At 49.2% G+C, this 24206-nt stretch carries 24 protein-coding genes; 23 read left to right on the top strand and 1 reads right to left on the bottom strand.

Annotation, left to right across the window (positions count from 1 at the left end; all coding sequences use genetic code 11):
• Positions 1 to 121 precede the first annotated feature (121 nt).
• From AB3N00_RS23510 to AB3N00_RS23400, 23 genes are all read left to right on the top strand, one after another.
• Positions 122 to 400 carry a glutaredoxin family protein gene (locus AB3N00_RS23510; RefSeq protein WP_175395061.1) on the top strand — a complete coding sequence of 93 codons (279 nt, stop codon included), beginning with the start codon at positions 122 to 124 and terminating at the stop codon, positions 398 to 400.
• 295 nt (positions 401 to 695) lie between these two features.
• A complete protein-coding gene (locus AB3N00_RS23505; protein WP_413036765.1) occupies positions 696 to 2033 on the top strand; it encodes an LLM class flavin-dependent oxidoreductase in 1338 nt (445 codons plus the stop codon).
• A gap of 134 nt (positions 2034 to 2167) precedes the next feature.
• A complete protein-coding gene (locus tag AB3N00_RS23500) occupies positions 2168 to 3808 on the top strand; it encodes an ABC transporter substrate-binding protein (protein ID WP_413036764.1) in 1641 nt (546 codons plus the stop codon).
• Between the two features lie 42 nt (positions 3809 to 3850).
• Positions 3851 to 4783, top strand: coding sequence for an ABC transporter permease (locus tag AB3N00_RS23495; RefSeq protein ID WP_413036763.1), 933 nt, complete (start codon positions 3851 to 3853; stop codon positions 4781 to 4783).
• A gap of 47 nt (positions 4784 to 4830) precedes the next feature.
• Entirely contained in the window at positions 4831 to 5748 is a 918-nt protein-coding gene (locus AB3N00_RS23490; protein ID WP_413036762.1) for an ABC transporter permease, read from the top strand.
• A 25-nt stretch (positions 5749 to 5773) separates the two neighbouring features.
• Entirely contained in the window at positions 5774 to 6322 is a 549-nt protein-coding gene (ssuE, locus tag AB3N00_RS23485; protein ID WP_413036761.1) for an NADPH-dependent FMN reductase, read from the top strand.
• Positions 6323 to 6391: 69 nt separating this feature from the next.
• The gene (locus AB3N00_RS23480; protein ID WP_175395055.1) at positions 6392 to 7264 is read left to right on the top strand and encodes a LysR family transcriptional regulator; all 873 of its coding nucleotides are present in this window, start codon (positions 6392 to 6394) and stop codon (positions 7262 to 7264) included.
• A 56-nt stretch (positions 7265 to 7320) separates the two neighbouring features.
• On the top strand, positions 7321 to 8382 hold the full coding sequence (locus tag AB3N00_RS23475; protein WP_413036760.1) for an LLM class flavin-dependent oxidoreductase: 1062 nt from the start codon (positions 7321 to 7323) through the stop codon (positions 8380 to 8382).
• A gap of 127 nt (positions 8383 to 8509) precedes the next feature.
• The gene (locus tag AB3N00_RS23470) at positions 8510 to 9670 is read left to right on the top strand and encodes an amidohydrolase (RefSeq protein WP_413036879.1); all 1161 of its coding nucleotides are present in this window, start codon (positions 8510 to 8512) and stop codon (positions 9668 to 9670) included.
• Between the two features lie 292 nt (positions 9671 to 9962).
• Positions 9963 to 10862 carry a diaminopimelate epimerase gene (locus AB3N00_RS23465; RefSeq protein WP_413036759.1) on the top strand — a complete coding sequence of 300 codons (900 nt, stop codon included), beginning with the start codon at positions 9963 to 9965 and terminating at the stop codon, positions 10860 to 10862.
• A complete protein-coding gene (locus AB3N00_RS23460; protein ID WP_413036758.1) occupies positions 10825 to 11631 on the top strand; it encodes a nicotianamine synthase family protein in 807 nt (268 codons plus the stop codon). The genes AB3N00_RS23465 and AB3N00_RS23460 overlap by 38 nt, the downstream gene beginning before the upstream one ends.
• Positions 11632 to 11648: 17 nt before the next feature.
• Complete coding sequence (locus tag AB3N00_RS23455) at positions 11649 to 12962, top strand: opine metallophore biosynthesis dehydrogenase (RefSeq protein ID WP_413036757.1); 1314 nt, start codon at positions 11649 to 11651, stop codon at positions 12960 to 12962.
• 29 nt (positions 12963 to 12991) lie between these two features.
• Positions 12992 to 14578, top strand: a complete 1587-nt coding sequence (gene cntA / locus AB3N00_RS23450) for a staphylopine-dependent metal ABC transporter substrate-binding lipoprotein (protein ID WP_413036878.1) — start codon at positions 12992 to 12994, stop codon at positions 14576 to 14578.
• Between the two features lie 34 nt (positions 14579 to 14612).
• Positions 14613 to 15545, top strand: coding sequence for a nickel/cobalt ABC transporter permease (opp1B, locus tag AB3N00_RS23445; protein WP_413036756.1), 933 nt, complete (start codon positions 14613 to 14615; stop codon positions 15543 to 15545).
• Positions 15545 to 16441 (top strand): staphylopine uptake ABC transporter permease subunit CntC, encoded by an 897-nt coding sequence (gene cntC / locus AB3N00_RS23440; RefSeq protein WP_413036755.1) that lies wholly within the window; start codon positions 15545 to 15547, stop codon positions 16439 to 16441. The genes opp1B and cntC overlap by 1 nt, the downstream gene beginning before the upstream one ends.
• Positions 16422 to 17246 carry a staphylopine uptake ABC transporter ATP-binding protein CntD gene (gene cntD / locus AB3N00_RS23435; RefSeq protein ID WP_413036754.1) on the top strand — a complete coding sequence of 275 codons (825 nt, stop codon included), beginning with the start codon at positions 16422 to 16424 and terminating at the stop codon, positions 17244 to 17246. The genes cntC and cntD overlap by 20 nt, the downstream gene beginning before the upstream one ends.
• Positions 17233 to 17985 (top strand): ABC transporter ATP-binding protein, encoded by a 753-nt coding sequence (locus tag AB3N00_RS23430; RefSeq protein ID WP_413036753.1) that lies wholly within the window; start codon positions 17233 to 17235, stop codon positions 17983 to 17985. Before cntD ends, AB3N00_RS23430 begins: the two co-directional genes overlap by 14 nt.
• Positions 17986 to 17998: 13 nt before the next feature.
• A complete protein-coding gene (gene cntE / locus AB3N00_RS23425; RefSeq protein ID WP_413036752.1) occupies positions 17999 to 19195 on the top strand; it encodes a staphylopine family metallophore export MFS transporter CntE in 1197 nt (398 codons plus the stop codon).
• Positions 19196 to 19411: 216 nt separating this feature from the next.
• The gene (cntE, locus tag AB3N00_RS23420) at positions 19412 to 20638 is read left to right on the top strand and encodes a staphylopine family metallophore export MFS transporter CntE (RefSeq protein ID WP_413036751.1); all 1227 of its coding nucleotides are present in this window, start codon (positions 19412 to 19414) and stop codon (positions 20636 to 20638) included.
• Between the two features lie 280 nt (positions 20639 to 20918).
• Positions 20919 to 22115, top strand: coding sequence for a GTP-binding protein (locus tag AB3N00_RS23415; protein ID WP_413036750.1), 1197 nt, complete (start codon positions 20919 to 20921; stop codon positions 22113 to 22115).
• Between the two features lie 48 nt (positions 22116 to 22163).
• Complete coding sequence (rpsN, locus tag AB3N00_RS23410; RefSeq protein WP_063566651.1) at positions 22164 to 22433, top strand: 30S ribosomal protein S14; 270 nt, start codon at positions 22164 to 22166, stop codon at positions 22431 to 22433.
• A 79-nt stretch (positions 22434 to 22512) separates the two neighbouring features.
• Positions 22513 to 22806 (top strand): DUF3024 domain-containing protein, encoded by a 294-nt coding sequence (locus AB3N00_RS23405; protein ID WP_413036749.1) that lies wholly within the window; start codon positions 22513 to 22515, stop codon positions 22804 to 22806.
• 311 nt (positions 22807 to 23117) lie between these two features.
• A complete protein-coding gene (locus AB3N00_RS23400; protein ID WP_413036748.1) occupies positions 23118 to 23540 on the top strand; it encodes a hypothetical protein in 423 nt (140 codons plus the stop codon).
• 212 nt (positions 23541 to 23752) lie between these two features.
• Here AB3N00_RS23400 and AB3N00_RS23395 read toward each other — a convergent pair whose 3' ends face one another.
• Positions 23753 to 24157, bottom strand: coding sequence for a VOC family protein (locus tag AB3N00_RS23395; RefSeq protein WP_413036747.1), 405 nt, complete (start codon positions 24155 to 24157; stop codon positions 23753 to 23755).
• Positions 24158 to 24206: the final 49 nt, after the last annotated feature.

The following is a 24206-nucleotide window of genomic DNA, read 5'->3' as shown; positions in this document are numbered from 1 at the left end:
CATTGACGCTTGAAGGCACGAGGAGTACATTTATAGCCATAATTCTTATTTATCAGGTAGGAATTAAAGGTCTGAGGACTTGCCTCGATCTTAACCTTGAATTCAATCAGGAGGGTTGTCGATGTCTTCATCATCCAAAAAAGTAGTGCTATGGAGCAAAACAGGCTGTCATTTCTGCGGAGAGGTCAAAGCGTTTTTGACGTCACGGAATCAGCCTTTTGTGAACATTGAAGTAGAAGGCAATGACGTGCTCAGGGATGTGCTTGAAGCGAAATATGGCATTCGCCATGTTCCTGTCATTGAAGTGGGAGGGGAAGGCAAGTTTGAGGCTTTGCTGGAACCAGATCTGGAGAAGCTTGCCGCGCTTCTCGCGCAGCCGGGAGAAGCGGCAGCTGTCTGATCGGTACTTGCACGATAGATGAATTTCGTTGCTTCCGGCTGCGGAAAACTGCACTGGCAGTGGACTACAGGCGGGAGCGGACGGAATAATTCTTTTTCAGAACTCTTATTTCCATATAGAAAAGTTCTATTAGTCACACGGTTGACCCTTTCACAGGGCAGTGATAAGATTTGTGAAATTATAAAACTGACCAAACTCATAGGAATAGTTAACTTTTGAGTTTTGGGGATGTGAACCTCGTGACTTGGGCATTGTTGTATCAACCTAATCCAATACCAGGGAAGGCGGAATGTATATGACGGCAAAACGCAGTTTGAAATTTGGAGCCATTGTTCACGGTGTCGGAGGCAGCATGACCACATGGAGACACCCGGAGATTCAGGCGGATGCGAGTGTGAATTTTGAGTTCTACAAACGCCAGACTTTGAAAGCGGAAGAAGGCAAGTTCGATCTAGTTTTTATTGCCGACGGTCTGTATATCACCGAAAAGTCCATTCCCCACTTCCTGAATCGGTTCGAACCGATCAGTCTATTGTCCGCCTTGGCCGCAGTTACATCGCGGATCGGTCTGGTTGGAACCCTCTCCACTTCCTATAGCGATCCGTTCACTGTTGCCAGACAGTTTGGTTCGCTTGATCTGATCAGCGACGGTCGTGCAGGCTGGAACGTGGTTACCTCCCCGCTTGAAGGATCAGCCAAAAACTACAGTAGAAGCAACCATCCAACCCATCCGGAACGATATCGAATTGCAACCGAATATTTGCAGGTGACCAAAGGCCTGTGGGATTCGTGGGAAGATGATGCGTTTGTCAGAGACAAGGAGAGCGGTGTCTTCTTCGATCCATCCAAACTGCACACACTCAACCACGAAGGAGAGTTCTTCTCGGTACAGGGACCACTGAACATCGCCCGTTCACGACAAGGTCAGCCGGTTATTTTCCAGGCAGGTTCCTCTGACGATGGCAAGACCCTTGCTGCGAAGGAAGCCGATGCGGTGTTTACCGGACATGATACGATCGAAGATGCACAAGCCTTTTACAAGGATGTCAAAACGCGTGCCGCTTCCTATGGACGTTCCTCTCAGGATATCGTCATTTTGCCAGGCATCAGCCCGATTGTAGGACGGACGGAAGAAGAAGCCGAGCGTAAATACGAGGAGATTGCCAGTCTCGTTACGATCGACAAAGCACTGGATTATCTGGGGCGTTTCTTCGAGCATCATGATTTCTCCCAATATCCGCTGGATGAACCGTTCCCTGAACTGAACGGCATTGGCAGCAACAGCTTCCGCAGCGGCACGGACAAAATCAAGAAGGACGCCAAAGAGCTGGGATTGACACTGCGCGAAGTGGCATTGCGAGCGGCCACACCGAAGAGTAAATTCCTCGGCACACCGATACAGGTAGCTGACAAGATCCAGGAATGGTTTGAAGCAGAAGCCGCCGATGGGTTCATTATTCATTCGGAATTGCCAAGTGGCTTGTCCGATTTCGTGGAACTGGTCGTACCGATTCTGCAGGAGCGGGGCATTTACCGTACAGAGTATGAGCATGACACACTCCGTGGCAATCTCGGTGTGCAGATTCCGGTGAATCGTTATACGGCAGCCCGGGAGCAAGTACAGCAGGCATAACAATCATGACTGTCGGGGAAATGAACATCTGGTTATAACACTTTAATATAGCTTTCTTGCACATTAAAACCGACTTATCTCATAGGTTATATCAAAATAAAAATGACACCTGTATACACAGAGGGGGAAACGATATGAACAGGTCTATCGCGTGGATGAAAGGTATGGCATTGGCATCAGTATTGGTAATGGTATTGTCCGGTTGCGGAGCGGGCGGCAGCTCCAGCAGTGCGGCTCAAGCATCTGGTGGTGAACAGGCCAGCCAAGCGGAGGGCGGGAATCTTACCTTCGCTCTCGCCACATCACCGGATACGCTGGACCCTCATCGGAGCGGGCTTGCCGTGACGGTACGTGCCATCCGGACCATCTATGACAATCTGGTGGTGCAGCTGCCTGACGGTTCCATCAAACCGTGGCTCGCCACGGAATGGAGCGTATCGGAGGACGGCAAGAGTTATACGTTCAAGCTGCGTGAGGACGTGAAGTTCCACGACGGCACGCCGTTTAACGCTGAAGCCGTGAAATACAATCTGGATCGGGTCATCGATCCGGCCACCAAAGCTGCCAATTCCCTTGCGCTGATCAGACCCTATCGTTCTTCCGAGGTCATTGATGAACACACCATCAAGGTGAATCTGGAATCCCCTTCACAGGCCTTCCTGGGTAACTTAAGCCAGGCTCTGCTGGGTATCGTGTCACCTGCAGCTGCCAAGAAGTACGGCGATCAATTGGGCAAAAACCCGGTAGGCACCGGACCGTATACCTTCGTGAAATGGGATGAAAATGCGGATATCGTCGTCGCCAAAAACAAGGATTATAACTGGGCCCCAGAGACAGTCGAAAATAAAGCTGCACCTCATCTGGATACAATTACGTTCAAAATTGTTCCAGAGGAAGCGACACGTATCGGAAGCGTACAAAGCGGTCAGGTACTCGCTGCAGAGACCGTTCCACCGCAAAATGTTGCGGCCCTGAAGAATGACCCGAACCAGCAATTGCTGCAGGCCAATACGGTAGGACTGCCATATACGCTCTTTTTCAATCTGCGCAAGGCACCTTGGGACGATGTGAAAGTCAGACAGGCGGTGCAATCGGCCGTAGATGTGGAATCCATTGTCAAAACATTGTATCTGGGCAACTACGAACGCGCATGGTCTGCATTGTCTCCTGGAATTCTTGGTTACGATGCCTCGCTGGAAGGAAGCATCAATCCGGACATCAACAAAGCCAATCAGCTGCTGGATGAGCAGGGCTGGATCAAGGGCACGGATGGCATACGTGAAAAAGATGGCCAGAAGCTGACGCTGCGTTATGTGGATGGTTCTCCAAACCGGGAGAAGCGCAATGATATTGCGGCAATCATTCAGCAGCAGCTAAAACAGGTCGGCATCGCCGTCGAAGTTGAAATTACGAAAGACATTGCCACCGTCATTTATCAGAATTGGGACTATGATCTGTATGGCAACAGCCAGGTCAATTCCGATCCGAATGCCTTGTACGCCTTCTATCATACAAGCGCGGAAGGTGAACGTCCGACATTGTCCGGATTGTCCGATCCGAAGATCGATCAATTGCTGGAGCAGGGGGCTGTGGAAACAGATCCGGAGAAACGCGTGGAGATCTATAACGAGATTCAGCAATATCTGATTGATCAGGCGGTCATTTTACCGATCTATGTATTCCCTTATACGGTAGCAGCATCGAAATCCGTGCAGGGCATCAAATTCGATTCGCTTGGTTACCCATTGTTCAACGACGTACGAATCCAGCCATAACATGAACAGCCCATCACGCATTCAGGAAGGAGACGACCCGGTATGGTTCAAACGATACTGACTCGGCTTGCAACATCACTATTTGTAATTTTCGGAGCTTCGGTGCTGGTGTACTGCATCATGTATCTTCTGCCGGGTGATCCGGTCCTGCTCATGCTGGATCCGTCCTCGGCTACGCCGGAGATGATCGAGAACCTGCGGGCTCAGCTTGGTCTGGATCAGCCGTTTTACATTCAGTTTGCGAACTATTTCGGAGACATGCTGCGCGGGGATTTTGGCAAATCCATGATCAATTCCGACCCGGTGCTTCCGAAAATTCTGGAGCATTTCCCGGCCACGCTGGCATTGACAGCACTGAGCTCCATCATTGCGATTACCATTGGCATCACGCTAGGCGTCCTGTCGGCCATCCATCGGAATGGCGTAATTGATTTTATTGCCCGGCTTGTTGGACTAGTTGGCATCTCCATGCCAACATTCTGGACCGGCATTCTGTTGATCCTGCTGTTCTCGGTACAGCTCGGCTGGTTCCCGGCCATGGGTTCGGACGGCTTTGGTTCATTGGTGCTTCCGGCAGCCACACTGGGGCTGGTCGGTGCAGGTTTCATCGTACGGATGGTGCGCAACAGTATGCTCGAAGTCATTAATGAACCCTTTATCGTGGCATTGCGTGCCAAAGGGCTCACGGAGCGCACGATCATGTACGTTCATGCACTCCGCAATGCATTGATTCCTGCCGTAACCGTCATTGGCATGTTGATTGGAGATCTGCTTGCGGGAACGGTCGTGGTGGAGACCGTCTTCTCCAGACAGGGGATCGGCCGGATTATTGCGGATGCCTTGATGGCCAAAGACCTGCCTGTAGTACAGGGCGTTGTCTTTTTTACAGCGATCATCTATGTTGTCCTGAATTTGCTGGTGGATATATCGTATGCGTACATCGATCCAAGAGTCAGACGTGCAGTCCGCACATGATTGCAAGGAACCGTCTGAACACTTGCGGATGAGGAAGGAGGATTCTCATGAGCATGAAACCATTGGTGGGTGACAAAAAAGCATGGACCGGCAGCACAGGGCGTTTACGCCTCTGGAATCGCCGTTCCGGACGTTACCGCATCTCGTTTGCGGTTTCCCGATTATTCTTTTATGCAGCGCTGCTGGTCGTGTTATTCACCCTCACCTGTGCCATTGTACCGGGCTGGATTGCTCCTTATGATCCAACTCAGATGATGACGGATGCCATCCTGCAGGCACCTTCTGCTGCGCATTGGTTTGGTACCGATTATTTCGGAAGGGATATCTTCAGCGTCGTGGTGCATGGCAGCAGGGATTCGCTGCTGATTGGATTCGCTTCGGTACTTGTCGGTGGCCTGGTGGGCAGTGCCTTGGGCATTATCTCTGGGTACACAGGCGGTATAGTGGACACAGCCATTATGCGAACCGTTGATATTCTGATGGCTGTCCCGGGAGTGCTTCTGGCCTTGTCCGTAGCTGCAGCACTGGGGCCCGGACTGCTTAATATTGCACTAGCCGTTGCCGTAGCCTCCATTCCGGGATATGCACGGGTCATGCGCGGGCAGGTGATGTCTGTCAAAAGCCTTCCGTTTATTACAGCGACACGATCACTTGGCGGCTCGAGTGGGCGAATTTTCTGGCGGCATGTCCTGCCTCATTCCTTGTCTCCCCTGCTGGTGATGGCAACATTGGGGGTTGGAACATCCATTCTGACCGGTTCCGGGCTCAGTTTTCTTGGACTTGGCGTGTTGAAGGAAATTCCGGACTGGGGTGCATTGCTCTCGCAGGGGCGAGGTTATCTGACCGTAGCTTGGTGGATCTGTACCTTCCCCGGACTTGCCATTACCATGTTTGTACTTGCAGTGAATCTGATTGGAGACGATATTCGTGACCGGCTTGATCCAAGAGTAAAAGGAGCGGCTTGACCGCTATTCCAAGGAGGAGATATTCATGTCTCATGTTGTTATTATTGCCGGAGCACCTTCCAAACGTTCGCGTTTGACCGGCCTTACCGATTACAGTGAACATAAATTGGTCGAAGCAGGGATTACCGTTGAAGTCATTCATGTAGCTGACCTGCCTGCGGAAGATCTCGTGCAGGCCCGTTTCGACAGCTCCTTTGTTCGCGATGCGCTCGCTGTGGTTGAGGCAGCAGATGCGGTCATCGTGGCTACGCCGGTGTATAAAGCATCCTATTCCGGTGTGCTCAAGCTATTCCTGGATCTGATTCCGCAGGAGGGGCTTCGCGGTAAAGTGTCACTCCCGCTCGTCATTGGCGGCTCCATTGCCCATCTGCTGGCTATCGACTATGCATTGAAACCTGTACTCGCAGCACTTGGAGGAAGACATATCCTGGGCGGTGTTTACGCGGTTGATCAAGGTGTAGAACGTTTGGAATACGGAAAATATGCACTCTCAACAGACATTACGACCCGGTTGGACCGTTCGCTGGATGAATTGATATTGACACTGGAAAAGAATGGTATTACGATAACTTAAAACCGAGTAAGTTGATTGGTTAAATTGATATAAGGTCAAACGTCTGTGGACCTGGATTCGGAGGCGCTTATGAATATTGAGAACATTGAAGCATTTGTATATATCAATCATTACGGAAGCTTCAATAAGGCTGCCGAAGTACTCTTTTTGTCCCAACCATCTGTCACGGCTCGCATTCAATCGCTGGAACGTGAGCTCGGCTGCAAGCTGTTTGATCGGCTTGGCAAGCAGATCGTGCTCACGGATGAGGGGAGGAAATTCCTCCCATACGCCCAGCAGGTGCTGCAGGTTATCCAAAAGGGCAGGCAGAAGATTCAGCAGCGCCGTACAACACCGGATGCGCTGCGTCTCGGCAGTACCGTTTCGGTATCCAACTATGTCATTCCGGACTTCCTGCCCAAAATCAAGGAAGCTTACCCGGAGGTCAGCATCAAGCTGACAACGGCAACCACAGACCAGCTGATTGCCAAGCTGCTTGCTCAGGAGATTGATCTCGCCTTTGTGCGCAAGGTCATGCATCCGGCTATCCGCACGATCGCTTTTTATGAGGATCCAATCCAGCTGTATGTATACAAGGGGCATCCCTTTATTGAACGAGGACATGTCAGTATGGAGGCAATTCGCAATGAGCGGCTGGTCTTTTTTGAGTGCGGATCTCTGGACTGGCTGCGTATTCACCGGGCGTTCGACTCTCTAGATCACCCGCCGGATATTACATATCATGTGGATCACTCCGAAACGGCGAAGAAACTGGTTCTGCAGGGAGCAGGCATTGCCTTTTTACCCGGACTGACCGTGCAGAAGGAAGTGCAGGATCAGGAACTGTTTCCCATTCAGGTCCATGAAGTCGCAGGGGTTTCGCTGCAGATTAGTGTCGTGACGTTAAAAGAAGAACATTCACCGTTTGCAGAGCCCTTTGGGGAACTGCTGCGGCAATTATAGAGCAAGAACAGGCTTTGGAATGCAGCTTCTGCAGCATAATTGGAGGAGGAGAACGTATGGGGATTCGTCTTGGCATATTGGATCAGACCCCGATCTATGAAGGGGAGACGCCGGTGGATGCATTCCGGCATACGATTGAACTGGTGCAGCGGGCAGAGCAGCTTGGATTTCACCGTTTCTGGGTATCGGAGCATCATGATTCGGGGCATGTGGCAGGTTCTTCACCGGAGGTGCTCATTTCCCACTTATTGGCTCACACGGGGCGGATTCGTCTCGGTTCCGGAGGGGTCATGCTCCAGCATTACAGTCCTTACAAAGTTGCCGAGAATTTCAATGTGCTTGCAGCGCTTGGACCAGGAAGGATTGATCTTGGAATCGGGCGTGCGCCAGGGGGACTTCCTCGTTCCACGCAGGCTCTGCAGCAGGGCATTCAGGAGGCAGCTTCACTGAAAGAGAAAATCATTCAAGTGAAACAGTTTATCCATAATGAACCACATGCAGATGAATCCCATCCACTCGCTGGCCTAAGTGCTGCACCTGTATCCGAGATTCCTGCAGAGCTGTATGTACTCGGAGCAAGTGTCGATAGCGCCGGCATGGCCGCCGAACTTGGACTCCCTTATGTGTTTTCCTTGTTTATTAATAGCAATATTGAAGTGGCCCAAGAAGCTCTCCGTGTCTATCGGGAGGGATTCGATCGTTCGAATGGCCGCGAGCCTTACGCCGTCCTTGCCATATCATTAATTGTGGCGGAGAGTGAGGAAGAAGCAGAGGAGCTGGCGAGTGAGCACATGCTGGTCAAGATCCATCTGGAGAATGGCAAAGTGCTGACGGTTGGCTCGGTTGAGCAGGCAGAAGAATTCGGACGGCAATCGAATGAGAAATATCGCATCGAGGTCCTGGAGCCAAGTGTAACCCGCGGAACGAAGGAAACGGTAGGTCAGGCGTTGCAGAAATTTCAGGATGATTTTGCCGTGAATGAGTTGATTGTCACGACAGCCACGCGTGATTTTGCCAAACGCATTCGCTCTTTTGAATTGCTGCGCGAGGCATTGGAAGAACAGGGGTTGGCCGAATTCGGGATTGAATCCCAACCTGCGCAAGCTGCTATGGGTTAGAAGGACGCAGATCTGCACGTCGTCTGCCCATAAATGAATGACGATCGAAGGAGGCCATGTTGTGAAGAGTGAGCTGAAACAGCCCCAGCAGCAAGTAGGGCAAGAAGAAGAGAGTCGCACGCAGACCATTTCTGCTGTACCGGATGAGGAATTTGCGGAGCGGTTAATTGCGATTCGGCGGCATCTGCACCGCAATCCGGAATTGTCAGGCGAGGAAAGGGAAACAACGACTGCCATTCGCGGTTGGCTGGAGGAGGAAGGGGTACGTATTGCAGATGAATATTCACTGCGTACGGGCCTGGTTGCCGAAGTTGGTCAGGGTGACGGTCCTGTCGTTGCCCTAAGAGCAGACATTGATGCCCTGCCCATCCAGGAAGAGACGAAGCTGGAGTTCGCTTCCCAGGTTGCAGGCAGGATGCATGCTTGCGGTCATGACGCACACACAGCCATTTTGGTTGGTGCGGCACGATTGCTGAAACAGCGTGAATCCCGGCTGCCGGGCAAAGTGAGGCTGCTGTTCCAGCCTTCGGAAGAAAAAGCAACGGGGGCGAGGCAGGTCATCCAAAGCGGGGCGCTGACTGACGTCCGTGCCGTGTTTGGTCTCCATAACAAGCCGGATCTTCAAGTCGGTACAGTCGGCATCCGGGAAGGAGCGCTGCTGGCAGCGGCGGACGGTTTTGTGGTGAACGTCGAAGGAGTGGGAACACACGCAGCGGTGCCAGAAGCCGGGATCGACCCGATTGTGGTTGCCTCGCATATTGTAACCGCCTTGCAGGCGATCGTGAGTCGCAATGTGGGCGCACAGGAGAGCGCCGTCATCAGCGTGACCAAAATTCACAGTGGTACAGCCTGGAATGTCATTCCGGATCAAGCGATATTGGATGGCACGGTCCGGACCTTCGACGAGAAAGTCCGTGCACGTATTCGTGAACGATTCAACCAGGTCGTGGCTGGTGTGGCGGCTGCATACGGGACACGGGCAACGGTTCGCTGGATTCAGGGACCGCCTGCGGTGGTTAACGATGCTGCCCTGGCTGCCGCGGCTGAACAGGTGGCGGGGGAAGTAGGGCTGAACAGCGTCAGACCGCTGCCTTCTCCGGCAGGAGAGGATTTTTCCTTTTATCAGAAGGAGGTTCCGGGTCTCTTCCTCTTCCTGGGCACGTCCGGACCGCATGAGTGGCATCATCCTGCTTTTGATCTGGATGAACGGGCACTCCCGCTGGGAGCGCATCTTCTCGCTGCTTTGGCGGAGCAGGCTCTGCAAAACTTGCAGTCACAGGGTGAATGATGCGACATGTGTAAAAACCGAATCAATGGCGACAAAAGACGGTCACCCTCATGCGGTGATCGTTTTTTTGTCTGCAAAAAATACGAAACAAAGATACATGAGTATCCGAAAATACCAACGTACAGGAAGCACACATGGGTGGATTGAAATGGAAAAATATTGTTGACGGTCTCAAATTTGTATGCTATATTTTTCACGATTATTAATCGTAATTATTACTATTAAAAGGCACCCCGATGGAGTCAGGTGAAGCTCATCCGAATTCGAATGAACAAGAATAGAGGTAGCTGGGATGAAACAGGAAATCGAATTTATCAAGTTTAATCCAACACAGAATATGACGGTTTTGGTGAAAACAAGTCATCCAGCGGAGGAATACCAACATATCGCTTCAAGGATTATGTCCTACGATCATGTGTATGCCGAACAAGTCGGATTTATCGTACCTCCCCTTAGGCGCGGAGCTGCAGCACACTTACATATGGCTGGAGGGGAGTTTTGCGGTAATGCCTGCATGGCTTTGGCGGCATATATTGCATCTGAACAGGAGATGGGTCCGCAAGATTTTACTGAATTGCTGCTGGAGGTCTCCGGTACAGAGCAATTGATTGCCTGCCAAGTGAAGAAGCGGCTGAATGAGTTCGACTGCCAGGTGACCATGCCGCTTCCCAAACAGATTGAGCGACAGACGATAAAATACGAAGGAATCGACCTGGATATGATTATTGTCCGGTACGAGGAGTTCATCCATATCGTTGTGGAAGTCGATGAATTCGATGATGCGATCAAAAAAAGAGCGCAGAACCTGGCACGTCTGCTGGGCTTAACTCTGGGAGATAAACTGATTGGCATTCTGTTATTCAACCCCCGATCGGAAGAGTTGGCTCCGCTGATTTATGTCCCTGGACTGGATAGCCTGATATGGGAAAGAGGGTGCGGTTCAGGCACGGCTTCTCTGGGCGCCTATCTGGCCTGGAAGACAGGGAGAGAAATTACGGCGCGAATTAAACAGCCTGGAGGTTCAATCCAGGTCGTGGCCCAGTTTGATGAGGATGGTCTGGGGAGTATCCATATTGAAGGGTCTGTTGGCATTGTGGCAGAGGGTAAAGCTTTTATTGACGTTCAACATATGGACTTGAACAAGGGGGAAGCACATGAATACGGTCGTGGATTTTACCAAACAGTTGAATGATTTTTCAACTATCTTTGAACAACTGGCACAGAGTTACGATCATTCCATTCAGCATGCGGAGCAGATGGAGAATGCCATCAACGCCTATTCCCATTGGATCACCGATAAGCATCATGAGTCATTCTGGGCAGAGAAGGAACTTGAGAGAAGCGCCGATTTTGAACAGCTAGTACTGAACCTGAGGCAGCAATCCTCCCTTTGTGTAGCGATCATGGAGAAGTACCGGGCAATGAAGCTGCAGCAAGGTGAAGTGGAAATTGCAGATTATTTCAAAAATATCGAGGAGTGCATTGAAAAGGAATTCGGCAGCTTTCATGTCACTTCAGACTCCAAGGTGCTGCTGATCGGCTCGGGTGCATTTCCAATGACTCCCCTGCTTATTGCCAGAAGAACGGGAGCGCAGGTGGTTGGCATTGATATTGATGATGAGGCGATTGGGCTCGGCCAGGCTGTGGTCGAAACATTGGGCGCTGGTCTCCGCATTCATTTGCAGAAGGCACTCGTTCAGGATCTCGCATATACGAAAGAAGCCACCCATATTATTTTCAGTTCCACGGTTGCCATGAAGTACGACATTCTGGATCAGCTTCATTCATTGACGAATGAACATGTGATTGTCGCGATGCGATATGGCAATGGATTGAAGTCCTTGTTCAATTATCCTCAGCAGGCGACCGATCAGCAGAAATGGCGAATGGTGGATAACATTTTGCGCCCGGACGATGTGTTTGATATTGCACTGTACCAGAAAGCTTCACATGCCGGATAGTGATGAAGGAGGCAGATATGATTGATTTTGAACGAGTCTTAATCATGGGGACAGGGCCTGCATCAATTCAACTAGCTGTACTGTTCAAGAAACAACGAGGGTCCTACATTGGCATAGCCGGAAGGCAATCGGCCAGATCCGATGATTTCTTCGCCTCATTGAAACAAAATGACCAGCAAATTCGCGTAAGTGTTCAGAATGAGAAACACCGGAACGTGGAAGGCCAGTGTACTGTGGATCGGGTTTTTACCGCGTACAGTCAAATTGAAGGCGAGTGGGACACGCTGATTCTGTCTGTCACGACGGACGCATATATCGAGGTCTTGAGTCAGATAGACCCGGATGTACTGAAAAAGGTTCGATGCATGGTGCTGGTGTCCCCCACATTTGGTTCGAATCGCCTCGTTCATCACTATGTGAGTGAATTAGGGTGCAGGGCCGAAGTGATCAGTTTTTCCACCTATTGCGGGGATACAAGATGGATGGATCGTCAGCCCTCCAATCAGGTTGTGACAACTGGGGTGAAGAAAAAACTGTATATCGGTTCCACGCAGAATCCTTCAGAACGGATATACGGATTATGCAAAATGTATGAGCAGCTCGGTACGGAGTTGGAAATGATGGCTTCTCCGTTTGAGGCGGAGACACGAAACATCTCGCTTTATGTACATCCGCCATTATTCATGAACGATTTTTCTTTGAATGCGATTTTTGGAGGCTCTGATATTCAAACGTATGTCTACAAGATCTACCCGGAAGGGCCTGTAACCCAATATCTGATTCGGGATATGCTCAGAGGTTGGAAAGAAATTATGGGTATTACAGACCGGTTGAACATACCATCTCTCAACCTGCTTCAATTCATGACAGACGATAACTATCCGGTTCGTTTACAGAGTTTATCGCGTCATGATATCGAAGGGTTTATCGATTTTCAGGACATACATCAGGAGTATTTGCTGTACATACGGTATACCTCATTACTTATCGATCCTTTCTCGAAGCCGGACGAACAAGGAAAATATTTTGACTTTTCGGCCGTTCCTTTTCGAAAGATGTTCGTGAACCGGGAGGGACAGCTTGAGATCCCAAGGATGCCCAAAGAAGATTATTACCGCATCAAAATCATTCAGGGCATTGCAAGGCATCTCAGGGTGAGTTGTCCCACCATAGATAAATTCATTGCAACCTATGAGAACAAATTGGTGCAGGTGGCACAGGAACAAAGAGATCTACCATTGTCGGGTGCATTTCAGGTTCAGACTTTTGCTGAAGATTTGAACATGATCTGTGAGGGACTCGAAATCAATCATCAGGAGGACATGTTGTGAAAAAGGGAATATCCAGACTTGGCTTTAGTATTGTATTTGCAATGGTTTTGACCGTCATGGCCGGTTGCGGCGAAAAGGGGAGCGAGCAGACAGGAGCGGCAGAGGGAGAGGAGAAAACGAGTTTAATCTATGCCTCTGCCAAAGACATTAATGATATGAATCCCCATCTATACACCGGTTCCATGCCTGCTCAAGGTATGGTGTATGAGTCGCTGGTAGAGAACACGGCTGAGGGAATCAAGCCCTTGCTTGCCGAATCATGGGATATCTCCGAAGACGGAAAGACCTACACCTTTCACTTACGAAAAAATGTGAAGTTCCAGGACGGAGAACCCTTCAACGCTGAGGCGGTGAAAGCCAATTTTGACGCGGTTCAGGCTAATCGCGAGAAACATGCTTGGATTAAACTGTCTACCAAAATCGTGAGTACAAACGTCATTGATGAATATACCGTTGAATTGGTGCTATCCAGTACCTATTATCCCACACTGGTGGAATTGTCCATGACCAGACCCTATGTGTTCCTGTCACCCAAAGATATGATCAATGGTGGAACGAAGGATGGAGTCAATGGTTACCATGGAACAGGGCCATACATGCTTACGGAGCACAATGTGGATGAAAATGCCACGTTCCAGGCGAATGAAAACTATTGGGGAGGCAAACCCGAAATCCAGAGCATTGTTGCCAAAGTTCTTCCGGCAGGCGAAACCACTTTTCTGGCATTGCAAAAAGGAGAGATCGACTTCGTATTCACGGATGACCGGGGTGCTGACAGCATTGACGTCGAAGCGATGAACCAACTGGCAGACTCGGGTGAGTATCAGGTGGTACGCAGTGAACCGATGAACACGAGTATCATTGCGGCCAACAGCAGCAAAACGGATAATCCGGTCAGTGAAAAAGCGGTCCGGGAAGCGATCTGGCATGCCATAGACCGGGATACCATCAGCAATGATATTTTTGACGGGACACAGACGCCTGCTCAGACCCTGTTCTCTTCCAATGTAAATTACGCCAACGTTGAATTAAAGGAACGTAGTTATGATGTGAGCTCTGCCCAGAAGCTGCTCGATGAAGCGGGCTGGACTTTAGAGAGTGGTGCTGCTGTACGAACCAAAAATGGGCAAGAGCTGGCAATGGATCTATATTACGACAGTAACTCCTCGACCCAGAAAACGCAGGCTGAATATATTCAAAATGAACTGAAAGGCATTGGTATTCAGTTATCCATTATTGGGGAAGAATCTTCTTCCATCGCAAACAGAAGATCCACGGGTGAATATGATCTGCTGTTCAATCAAACCTGGGGTCTGGCTTATGATCCTCAGAGCACGATTTCCGCTTTTGCCTCCAGTTCAGCCTATCTGCATACAACAAGCGGGATGGCTGGTGCCAAGGAATTGTATGCCAAGATTGAAGAGGTCATGGTGTCCACCGATGAGGATACAAGAAAATCGCTGTACGCTGACATTATGACCATGGTCCATGATGAGGCTGTGTTTATTCCAATTACGAACGGAAGCATGACCGTAGTTGCACCGAAAAATCTGGATGGCATTGCATTTAAGCAGACCCAATATGAACTGCCATTCGAGCGAATGAAGTTTAAATAGAAGCAATCGGATCTCGTGTGAAAAGGAGCTGGATATGGGGAGTTATATCGTCAAACGGATTCTGCTAGCAATACCCTTGCTGCTGATTATTTCGTTTCTAACCTTTGTTCTGATCAATCTCTCGCCACTGGACCCTGCAGTAGTTGTATTACAGGCACAGGAAGTTCCGCAGATCACGGACGAATTGATTGCAAAAACCAAGGCAGAGCTAGGCATGGACCAGCCGTTCCTGATTCAGTATTGGAACTGGCTGATGGCCTGCCTGCAATTGGACTTTGGTGATTCCTATGTCACCGGGAAATCCGTCTGGTCATTGATCTGGCCCGCATTTGTGAACACGCTCAAATTGACGCTCATATCGTCCGTGTTCATTATTCTGTTCTCGATCCTGTTAGGTGTGGTATGTGCCATGAGGGAAGGAAAGATGACAGACAAGTCCGTACGAGGATTCTCTTTTTTGCTGACTGCGATTCCATCTTACTGGCTTGCGGCCCTGCTGATCTGGTATTTCTCCGTCAAGCTTGATCTGCTGCCGACCAGCGGGATGGATTCGGTTCAGAGTTACATTCTTCCGGTGATCGTCATTACGGTAAGTTATGTAGGGATTTATTTCAGGAATGTGAGAAGCTCCATGCTAAGCAATTTGAATGAAGACTATGTCCTGTATGCACGAGCCAGCGGAATTCCGGAGAGAAAGGTAACCCTCCATACTTTGCGGAACTCGCTGCAGGTTTCTGTTTCGATCTTCTGCATGGCCATACCGATTGTACTTGGAAGTACCGTTGTTATTGAGAACGTGTTTGCCTGGCCAGGTCTCGGAAGGTTAAGCGTCAGATCCATTCTCAGCCGGGATTTTCCGATCATACAGGCTTATGTGCTTATTTTGGCGGTCACGTTTGTATTATTCAATACGCTCTCCGATATCATTAATGCGGCGATGAACCCCAAGCTCAGAAAGGATTTCTAATGAGAATACTTCGGAATTTAAGCCAGGATAAACTCGCCATGTCGTCTCTTGTCGTCATCGTTGTGATGGTCATAGCTGGCGTACTTGCTCCTTGGATTGCACCACATGACCCCGAAGAAGTGAATATGAAGCTTAGGTATGCATCTGCATCCTGGTCGTATCTGCTCGGCAATGATCATTTGGGCAGGTGTATTCTGTCGCGGCTGATTTATGGCATTCGTCCCAGTGTGCTGTGGGTTCTGGTTGCCCTGCTCGCCTCGGTTCTTCTGGGGGCTCTCATCGGGTTCATCTCCGGTTATTTCAAAGGGAAAACCGATGCAATCATGATGAGGATCTGTGATATCATGCTTTCTTTTCCGGGTTACGTGATGACACTCGCGGTGGTTGGCATTTTGGGTGCCGGCCTGGGAAATATTCTGATTGCCTTTGTTGTGATGAAATGGGCATGGTTCGCCCGGGTTATTCGTACATCGGTCATGCAATATTCGGAGATGGATTATGTGAAATTTGCCAGGGCGTCCGGCATCAGTCACCTGCGCATTATTCAAAAACACATTGTACCCGTCACGTTCTCGGATATTGCTGTCATTTCAAGCAGTGCCATCTGTTCCATGATCCTGCAAATATCGGGTCTGTCCTTTCTCGGACTGGGCGTCCAGGCCCCGCAAGCCGAGTGGGGCATGATGCTGAATGAGGCAAGAGAGGTCATGTTCTCCAGGCCGGAGCTGATGCTCGCGCCAGGTCTGGCGATTGTTCTGGTTGTATCGGCATTCAATTTCCTGTCCGATGCGCTGCAAGTTGCTCTTGACCCCAAATTGATGACCTCTAAGTCGAGCAACAAGCCTCGCGGAAGGAAGAGAGGTGAACAGGTCTCCTATGAATATATTGGAAGTTGATCAACTGAGAATATGGGATGAACACACGGAAGAGGTCATTGTGCACAACAGTTCATTTCATCTAAAGCAAGGTCAGTGTCTCGCCATTGTAGGTGAGAGTGGAAGTGGCAAGTCGATCACATGCAGGTCCATCATGCGCTTGAATAAACCGTCCATCCGGCAATCGGGTCAGATTCTGTTCAAAGGGGAAGATCTAAACAAGCTGACAGAACAGGAGATGCGGAAAAGAAGAGGACGGAAATTGTGCATGATTCTCCAGAACGGAATGGGTGCATTCGATCCCTCCTGTGTGATCGGTGTTCATCTGAGAGAGACCCTTCAAGCCCATTACGGTTGGAATGCCAAAGAAGTGGAGCAAAACATGAAATCAGCCATGGAACGGGTGATGCTGAAAAATCCGCTGGAAATCATGAATCAATATCCTCATCAGCTGTCGGGAGGCATGCTGCAGCGGATCATGATTGCTCTTGCACTGGTTCTGGAGCCCGATGTGATCATCGCGGATGAACCCACAACAGCTCTGGATACAATTTCTCAATATGAAGTGGTTGAGCAGCTCATTCAATTGCGTGAACGGATGGGATGTTCGATGATCTTTATCTCGCATGATTTGGGGGTCGTACGGAAAATTGCGGATGACGTTCTGGTCATGAAGGACGGGAATATTGTGGAGTCGGGCAGCATCCGCTCGGTCTTTACGAAACCACAGCATCCATACACGCAGTATTTGGTATCCACCCGCTGGGAGTTAAGCAATCATTTCAGGCAATTGATGCAGGAGGAACAGATCATTGCTAAAAGTTGACCATATTCATAAGTCCTATTCACAGGGCGGTTTGTTTGCAAGGAACAAAAAGCCAGTGCTGCACGATGTCAGTTTCGAATGCTTACGCGGGGAATGTCTCGGCATCATCGGTGAGAGCGGCAGCGGGAAATCAACCTTGGGCAGATTGATGCTGGGGATGGAGCGACCGGATCAGGGGACGATTTTGTTGGAAGGGAAATCCGTGCTGGACAGCAAAGTAAGACGTGGCAGGATCAGTGCTGTGTTCCAGGATTACAAGTCGTCTATCAATCCGTTTTTCACAGTCGAAGAAGCCATCATGGAACCGTTACGACTACAAAAGAAGAATCCGGAAGGAAACTCGGATTCACTCAAAATAGATGTTTTGCTCAGCCAGGTCGGACTGGACAGCTCATACAGATCCAGGTACCCGCATGAACTGTCCGGGGGAGAAGTACAACGGGTTTGTATCGCCCGGGCGATTTCCACAGAGCCTCAGTGCATTGTGTTGGACGAAGCGATCAGTTCACTGGATGTATCGGTCCAGACTCAGGTACTCCATGTGCTGAAAGAACTGAAGGAAATGTATCATATGAGTTATGTTTTTATCACCCATGATATACAGGCGGCTGCTTACATTTGTGACAGGGTGATTATTTTCAGAGAGGGCCAGATTGAAGAAATGGTACCCATTGAGCAGTTGAAACACGTGAAGTCTGAGTATGCGAGGAAGTTGCTGGATCATTTAATCACATTCTAAAGGAGAACTCAGCGTGAGTGGAGCATTGTCATGGCCTTTTCTGCGTTTATATATATTGGCCCTCTTTTATTTTAGTGCTAACGCTATACTCAACGTGATTATCCCTCTTCGGGGTGAATCGTTGGGTGCAAGCAGCACAGTCATCGGCCTGGTCATGGGAGCGTACATGTTCACAACGATGTTTTTCCGGCCATGGGCAGGCCAGATTATTCAGAAGCATGGACCAATCAAGGTACTGCGGATCATCCTGATCCTCAATGGATTAGCCTTGATTTTGTATACATTCACCGGGTTGGGTGGATATTTCGTAGCCCGTGCCCTGCAAGGCGTATCTACCGCATTTTTCTCCATGGCTCTCCAGATCGGCATTATCGATGCATTGCCTGAGAAGGATCGTTCGCAGGGGATCTCATACTATTCACTCTTTTCCTATATTCCGGGCATTGCTGGTCCTGTTCTTGCTCTGGGACTGTGGAATACAGGAGGTATGGATTATTTCTCGATATTCATGATTGCCATTGCCATGGTGACTGGACTTTTCGGTTACAGTGTCAGGATGGACAAGACGAAGGAACACGTCACAGAGACAACTCCGGATCAGTCAGGACAGAAGTCCAAGATGCTGGAGTCCTTCGGTGAACTGGTCCGGAATCCGTTTTTGTTCAAATGCAGTGTCATTATGCTCATCTCGTCCATTATATTTGGCGCCATTACGGCGTTCATTCCTTTGTATGCTCCACAACTGAATAACGGAAATGCCGGTGTCTTTCTGATGATTCAGGCTGCGGTCGTGGTGGTTGCACGCATTCTGCTCAGAAAGCGGATTCCTTCGGACGGAAGGTGGCACTCATCGTTTATGATGGGAACCATGCTGCTTCTGACATTGGCTGCAGCGTGCGTCGGTTTCTCCATCCAGGCAGGTGCAATCATCTTCTACCTAGGCGCTGGGCTTATGGGAATTGCGCAGGCTATCGTATATCCAACGTTGACAACCTATCTGTCTTTTGTACTGCCACCGTCGAACCGCAACATATTAATCGGTTTGTTCATCGCTACGGCTGATCTGGGCGTTTCACTTGGGGGAGTCATGATGGGACCCGTTGCCGATGTATTATCTTTTTCCTGGATGTATATCATCTGTGCAATATTAGGGACAGCCATGATTGTTTTTGCGTATGACCGCAGGGGATTATTGATAGGTACGAAATAGATGGAAGGCTGATGCAATGAGCGTCAGCTTTTTTTTATTCCATTCGTCATGCTGCTTAATCGTAAAGATTACAAATTCATTGACAAGTAAAGCAGTATAAGATAAATTGATTTTTTAATCCCAACCATGACGATTTAATGGGGTTGACAGGTTAATTAACCTTGCGTTATCGACAAGCGTGCTCCGGCAATAGAGAGAGAAAGTGGGGACGACAGATTGGATTCTTCTGCAAAATCATATGGCAAATTAAATCCGGTATCCTTTTCGTTTATCCGGTTTTATGTTTTGGCCTTTTTATTTTTTGCTGCCAATTCGGCTTTAACGATTATTCTTCCTCTGAGAAGTGAGGCAGCTGGTCTGAATCAGGCCGAGATTGGCTTGATGATGGGGGCGTACATGTTCACTTGTATGCTGCTGAGACCATTTGCGGCACAGCTTCTGGGGAAGTATGGCCCACTCCGGGTCATGAAGGGATTACTCATTTTGCATGCTGTAACGCTGCTGCTGTTTATGATCGGTGATGTGGATACGTACCTCTGGCTGCGGGCATTGCAAGGCGTGGCGACTGCGTTTTTCTCCATGACCATGCAGGCTGGCATTGTGGAGAAGCTGGAGGACAAGGACCGGGCACAGGGACTGTCCATGTATACGCTTTTTACGATGGTTCCATCTCTCGTTATTCCGATACTGGCTATACAGATCTGGGAAAATGCCGGCGATATCTGGTTTATTGTACTGATGATCGGTTTGGCTGCATGTCCACTTCTGATCGGATATCGTGTGGATCTGCCTGGGCAGACAGTGCAAAATAAATCATATACGCTGCGGGACATGGTGCGCTCATTCAGCGGCCTCTGGCGCAGTACACCGTTATTAATCAGCAGTGTGGTTATGCTGTTCGTTTCCTGTGTATTTGGAGCAACCGCGACCTTTCTACCGCTGTATATGGTTTCGACCGGCATGGCGAGCGCCGGGGTGTTTTTAACGATTCAGGGGCTGGTTGTTATTCTGTGCCGATTTATTTTGCGCAAAAAAATACCGTCTGACGGCAGCTGGAATACCTGGCTGATGGCAGGATTGCTGCTGTGTGCGGCGCTGGGAACCCAGATGCTCGCACTGCTGGAGTTCATTGGACCACTGGTGTATCTGTCTGCAGTGTTCAGTGGTTTTGCCCTGGCCTTAATGTACCCGACGTTAACCACCTACCTGTCCTTCGTTCTCCCTGCCGACTCCAGGTATGTGCTTATGGGCATTTTCATGTCATCCTATGATCTGGGGTTCTCCCTGGGCGGGCTGGCCATGGGGCTGATTGTTCAGAGCAGTTCATACTCTACCATGTTTACGATCTGCACGTTTCTTTCGGTGGCAGCCATGATTCTGGTCTTGGCTTTCGGGCAGCGGATGGAAGCAGGGAATGGGAAAAGATCCGCTGCTGCGAACTAAGGGAGATTGGTGTGCAGAGCAAGTGTTATGTGGGTGTTAAGCACCACCCGTGCGGCTTGATTCGAACGCCTATCTGAAAGAAAAAAGTTAAAGGCTTATGGACTGACTTTTCCGGTGCGTATCATGATGATCCGAACCTGCCGGAAACAGGCCGTAGGTCTTTTTTTATAAAAATGATTTGACAACAGGAGCCAACAGGATTATAGTCATTGTTGTTAATCGTAATAATTACCAATAAGGTCGAAACCATATTGGCTGCCACTATAAGGAGTAGATTCAAATGACACAAAAGCAAGTTCCGGTAACGGTTCTCAGCGGGTACCTTGGTTCAGGCAAAACGACAGTTCTTAATCATGTACTGCACAATCGGCAGGGTCTTAAGGTCGCTGTTATTGTGAACGACATGAGTGAGGTAAATATCGACGCAGCGCTGGTCAAGGGAGAGGCCACGCTGTCCCGGACAGAAGAGAAGCTCGTAGAACTTTCCAATGGTTGCATCTGCTGCACGCTGCGGGATGATCTGATGCAGGAGATTGAGAAACTGGTGAACGAAGGCCGATTCGACTATATCCTGATTGAATCCACGGGTATCAGTGAGCCTGTTCCGGTGGCACAGACCTTTACATATGCCGATGAAGAGTCGGGTATTGATCTGACAAGCTTGGCGAAGCTGGACTGCCTGGTAACGGTGGTGGATGCCAACCGGTTCTGGCATGATTTTGCCTCAGGACAGAGCCTTCTTGATCGGAACCAGGCCACAGGAGATGAAGATACCCGTGACGTGGTGGACCTGCTGATTGACCAGATTGAGACCTGTGATGTCCTGCTGCTGAACAAATGTGATTTGGTTGATGACGTAGAACTGAACAAGCTTGAAGGTGTCATCCGTAAGCTTCAGCCCCATGCCAAAATCATTCGGACGGTGAAGGGTCAAGTGAATCCTGCTGAGATTCTGAATACCGGTCTTTTCGACTTCGAAAGAGTGAGCATGTCTGCCGGATGGATTCAGGAGCTGGAAAAGGAATCACATACTCCCGAGACGGAAGAGTACGGAATTGGCTCCTTCGTTTATCGCCGCAGAAGACCATTTCATCCCTCACGTCTGGCTGAATTCATGAGCTGCTGGCCGGAAGAGGTCGTTCGTGCCAAAGGGCTGGTTTGGCTGGCAGCCGAAGGAGATGTGGCGGCAAGCCTGAGTCAGGCCGGTCCTTCCATTCAATTTGGTCCTGCCGGACATTGGGTTGCGGCATTGCCGGACGCAGACAAGGAAGAGATTTTGCGTACCGAGCCGGATGTTCTGGCAAAATGGGATGCCCAGTGGGGAGATCGGCAGACCGAGCTGGTGATGATCGGGATCGAAATGGAACGTGCTGTGATTGAAGATGAGCTGGACCAGTGCCTGCTCAGCGATGAGGAGATGCAAGCCGACTGGGGACGTTTTGATAATCCGCTGCCCTGGCCTGTAGAAGCCGTTTGATACTAAACATTCACAAAACAAATTGATAAAGGAGCTGTAAACCAAACCATGGCCAAAAAATCGAAGGTAGTACGCGAAAAACAACGTCAGGCAACGGTAGCGAAGTATGCAGAGCTGCGCCGGGAGCTGAAAGAGAAAGGGGATTATGAAGCATTGCAGAAGCTGCCGCGCAACGCTTCACCGACAAGACTGAAAAATCGTTGTGAACTGACTGGACGTCCAAGAGGGTATTTGCGCAAATTCAAGGTATCCCGCATCGTCTTCCGCGAACTGGCCCACCAGGGACAGATTCCGGGTGTAACCAAGTCCAGTTGGTAAGACAGATGAGCATTCATTAAATGAAGGGATGTGATTCCCCGTGTTGGACGCTTTCACTGTTTGTAGAATTCAGTCAGTGATGAACGGGTATATCCACGAAAAGGTGCCTGCACCACTCCGGACGATGGTGAAGCTAACGTATGAGATGAATGAAAATGAACTCATTTTAACGGAAGAAAGGCCCTCGGAGACACGATATACGTGGGATCAGATGCCAATAGCCCGATTTAACTGGGAAGAGCAGCAATGGAAGGTATACGCCAAGGATGAACACAGCAGTTGGCATGCCGTAGACGTTATTGAGCCTTGTCCCGACTTTGAGGATCTGCTCGAACAAGTTGAACGGGATGAGACGGGCATATTCTGGCGTTGAATCAACCGAAGGCAGAGCTGAAATAACCTGCCTCTGGTTCTATGAGATGACTCTGAATTGATGATGGAGTAGCAGGCTCTATTATTAGATGTAGTAAAAAGAAAAGGCGCCGTGCAGATGCAGCGGCGTCTTTTGCTTTGGGTGTCGTATGAATAAAGTGGTATGTGACTTAAAGCAAAGGATCTGTTATTTCCAAATAAGTGTGGCGTTAAAGGACATATCAAGGTGTATTGATAATTTATGTAATGATATTTCAAGTGAGTGCTGACTAATTAGTGGGTTGTCCTTTTAGTAAGCTAACGGGCAGGAAGATGATAAAAAATGATGACGAGTTCGAGATTTTATTATCAAAGAGGAATTCAGGTAAAGTTACATACGGTATAGAATTAAAAAATAAGATTGAGAAAGGAAGTATATTGGAGGCATTTTTGACGCGAATGGGCCATAATGCAGATAAGCTAGAGGGTAACTGGAGAATGGTTGATAAAGATTATGCTAAAAAAATTTTAATTTATGTTCTTTCAAAAAACATGACCCATGATATTGATTTGAAGACAAAACCGATGGCAGATGAATTAAGTGAATATTTTTTAGATCAATTTCAGAAAGAAGCCATTTTCTATACAAACGCAAGGTTTGACTTTAAATCTGGTTACTTTAAGCTCTACTCTTGGACAACGATAACTAACTCACATTGGCATACGTTTATGAGTATTTGCAACACGATATATTGATTGCTCGTCATCATTTGTTAATCTAACCGGAAGTGATAGCACAATTACAAACAGGTTGCCAGCACCTGCGAGATCGCGAAATAAATCCATTACTCGATGATTAATGAAGAACCTAGATATAATGAAGAGACCATAGCTCGTCGCTATGGTCTCTTTATGCGCTCAGTAACATTGCTAATTACGAAATACGCCTCACTGACTTAAAGTGTCCGTCAACGCCTACCGCTGAACCGTTTGATTGCTTCCTCGGTCACCGGCGTGAAGAGGTTAACAAGGTTACCGTCGGGATCGCGAAACAGAACGGCACGGTTCCCCCACGGCATCGTAGTAGGTTCCTTTACCCACTCGTCGATAAACGGCTTCAAACGCTCGTATTCGGCATCGACATCATGGACGCGGAACTCGATAATAACAGTGTGATTGTCAGCCGCCACTGCGGAACCATCACCGAACAGTTGCGCCGTCTGGGAGTGGCCGATCGCCAGGGTGCACGATGGCATAACGAATTCGGCAAAGACGGGCGCGGGGCGTTCGGCCGAAACACCCGTGATTTTCTCATAGAACTCGATGAGACGATCTACGTCGTCGGTAATAATGCGTACAGAAGCAAAATTCACGAGATACCATCCTTCCCATAATAAGTGATACAACGTATCGTATCATTTT

The organism is Paenibacillus xylanilyticus (assembly GCF_047246825.1).
In the GTDB taxonomy this organism is placed as follows: Bacteria; Bacillota; Bacilli; order Paenibacillales; family Paenibacillaceae; genus Paenibacillus; species Paenibacillus xylanilyticus_B.
Note: the sequence above shows the minus strand (reverse complement) of the source record. Positions and strands in the feature narration are given on the sequence as shown.

Coding starts and splice junctions, on each gene's coding strand:
- AB3N00_RS23400 (WP_413036748.1), top strand. CDS start 23,118: ATGATAAAAAATGATGACGAGTTCGAGATTTTATTATCAAAGAGGAAT.
- AB3N00_RS23415 (WP_413036750.1), top strand. CDS start 20,919: ATGACACAAAAGCAAGTTCCGGTAACGGTTCTCAGCGGGTACCTTGGT.
- AB3N00_RS23480 (WP_175395055.1), top strand. CDS start 6,392: ATGAATATTGAGAACATTGAAGCATTTGTATATATCAATCATTACGGA.
- cntD (WP_413036754.1), top strand. CDS start 16,422: ATGAATATATTGGAAGTTGATCAACTGAGAATATGGGATGAACACACG.
- AB3N00_RS23505 (WP_413036765.1), top strand. CDS start 696: ATGACGGCAAAACGCAGTTTGAAATTTGGAGCCATTGTTCACGGTGTC.
- rpsN (WP_063566651.1), top strand. CDS start 22,164: ATGGCCAAAAAATCGAAGGTAGTACGCGAAAAACAACGTCAGGCAACG.
- cntC (WP_413036755.1), top strand. CDS start 15,545: ATGAGAATACTTCGGAATTTAAGCCAGGATAAACTCGCCATGTCGTCT.
- opp1B (WP_413036756.1), top strand. CDS start 14,613: ATGGGGAGTTATATCGTCAAACGGATTCTGCTAGCAATACCCTTGCTG.
- AB3N00_RS23405 (WP_413036749.1), top strand. CDS start 22,513: ATGAACGGGTATATCCACGAAAAGGTGCCTGCACCACTCCGGACGATG.
- AB3N00_RS23490 (WP_413036762.1), top strand. CDS start 4,831: ATGAGCATGAAACCATTGGTGGGTGACAAAAAAGCATGGACCGGCAGC.
- AB3N00_RS23510 (WP_175395061.1), top strand. CDS start 122: ATGTCTTCATCATCCAAAAAAGTAGTGCTATGGAGCAAAACAGGCTGT.
- ssuE (WP_413036761.1), top strand. CDS start 5,774: ATGTCTCATGTTGTTATTATTGCCGGAGCACCTTCCAAACGTTCGCGT.
- AB3N00_RS23465 (WP_413036759.1), top strand. CDS start 9,963: ATGAAACAGGAAATCGAATTTATCAAGTTTAATCCAACACAGAATATG.
- AB3N00_RS23495 (WP_413036763.1), top strand. CDS start 3,851: ATGGTTCAAACGATACTGACTCGGCTTGCAACATCACTATTTGTAATT.
- AB3N00_RS23455 (WP_413036757.1), top strand. CDS start 11,649: ATGATTGATTTTGAACGAGTCTTAATCATGGGGACAGGGCCTGCATCA.
- AB3N00_RS23460 (WP_413036758.1), top strand. CDS start 10,825: ATGAATACGGTCGTGGATTTTACCAAACAGTTGAATGATTTTTCAACT.
- AB3N00_RS23475 (WP_413036760.1), top strand. CDS start 7,321: ATGGGGATTCGTCTTGGCATATTGGATCAGACCCCGATCTATGAAGGG.
- AB3N00_RS23500 (WP_413036764.1), top strand. CDS start 2,168: ATGAACAGGTCTATCGCGTGGATGAAAGGTATGGCATTGGCATCAGTA.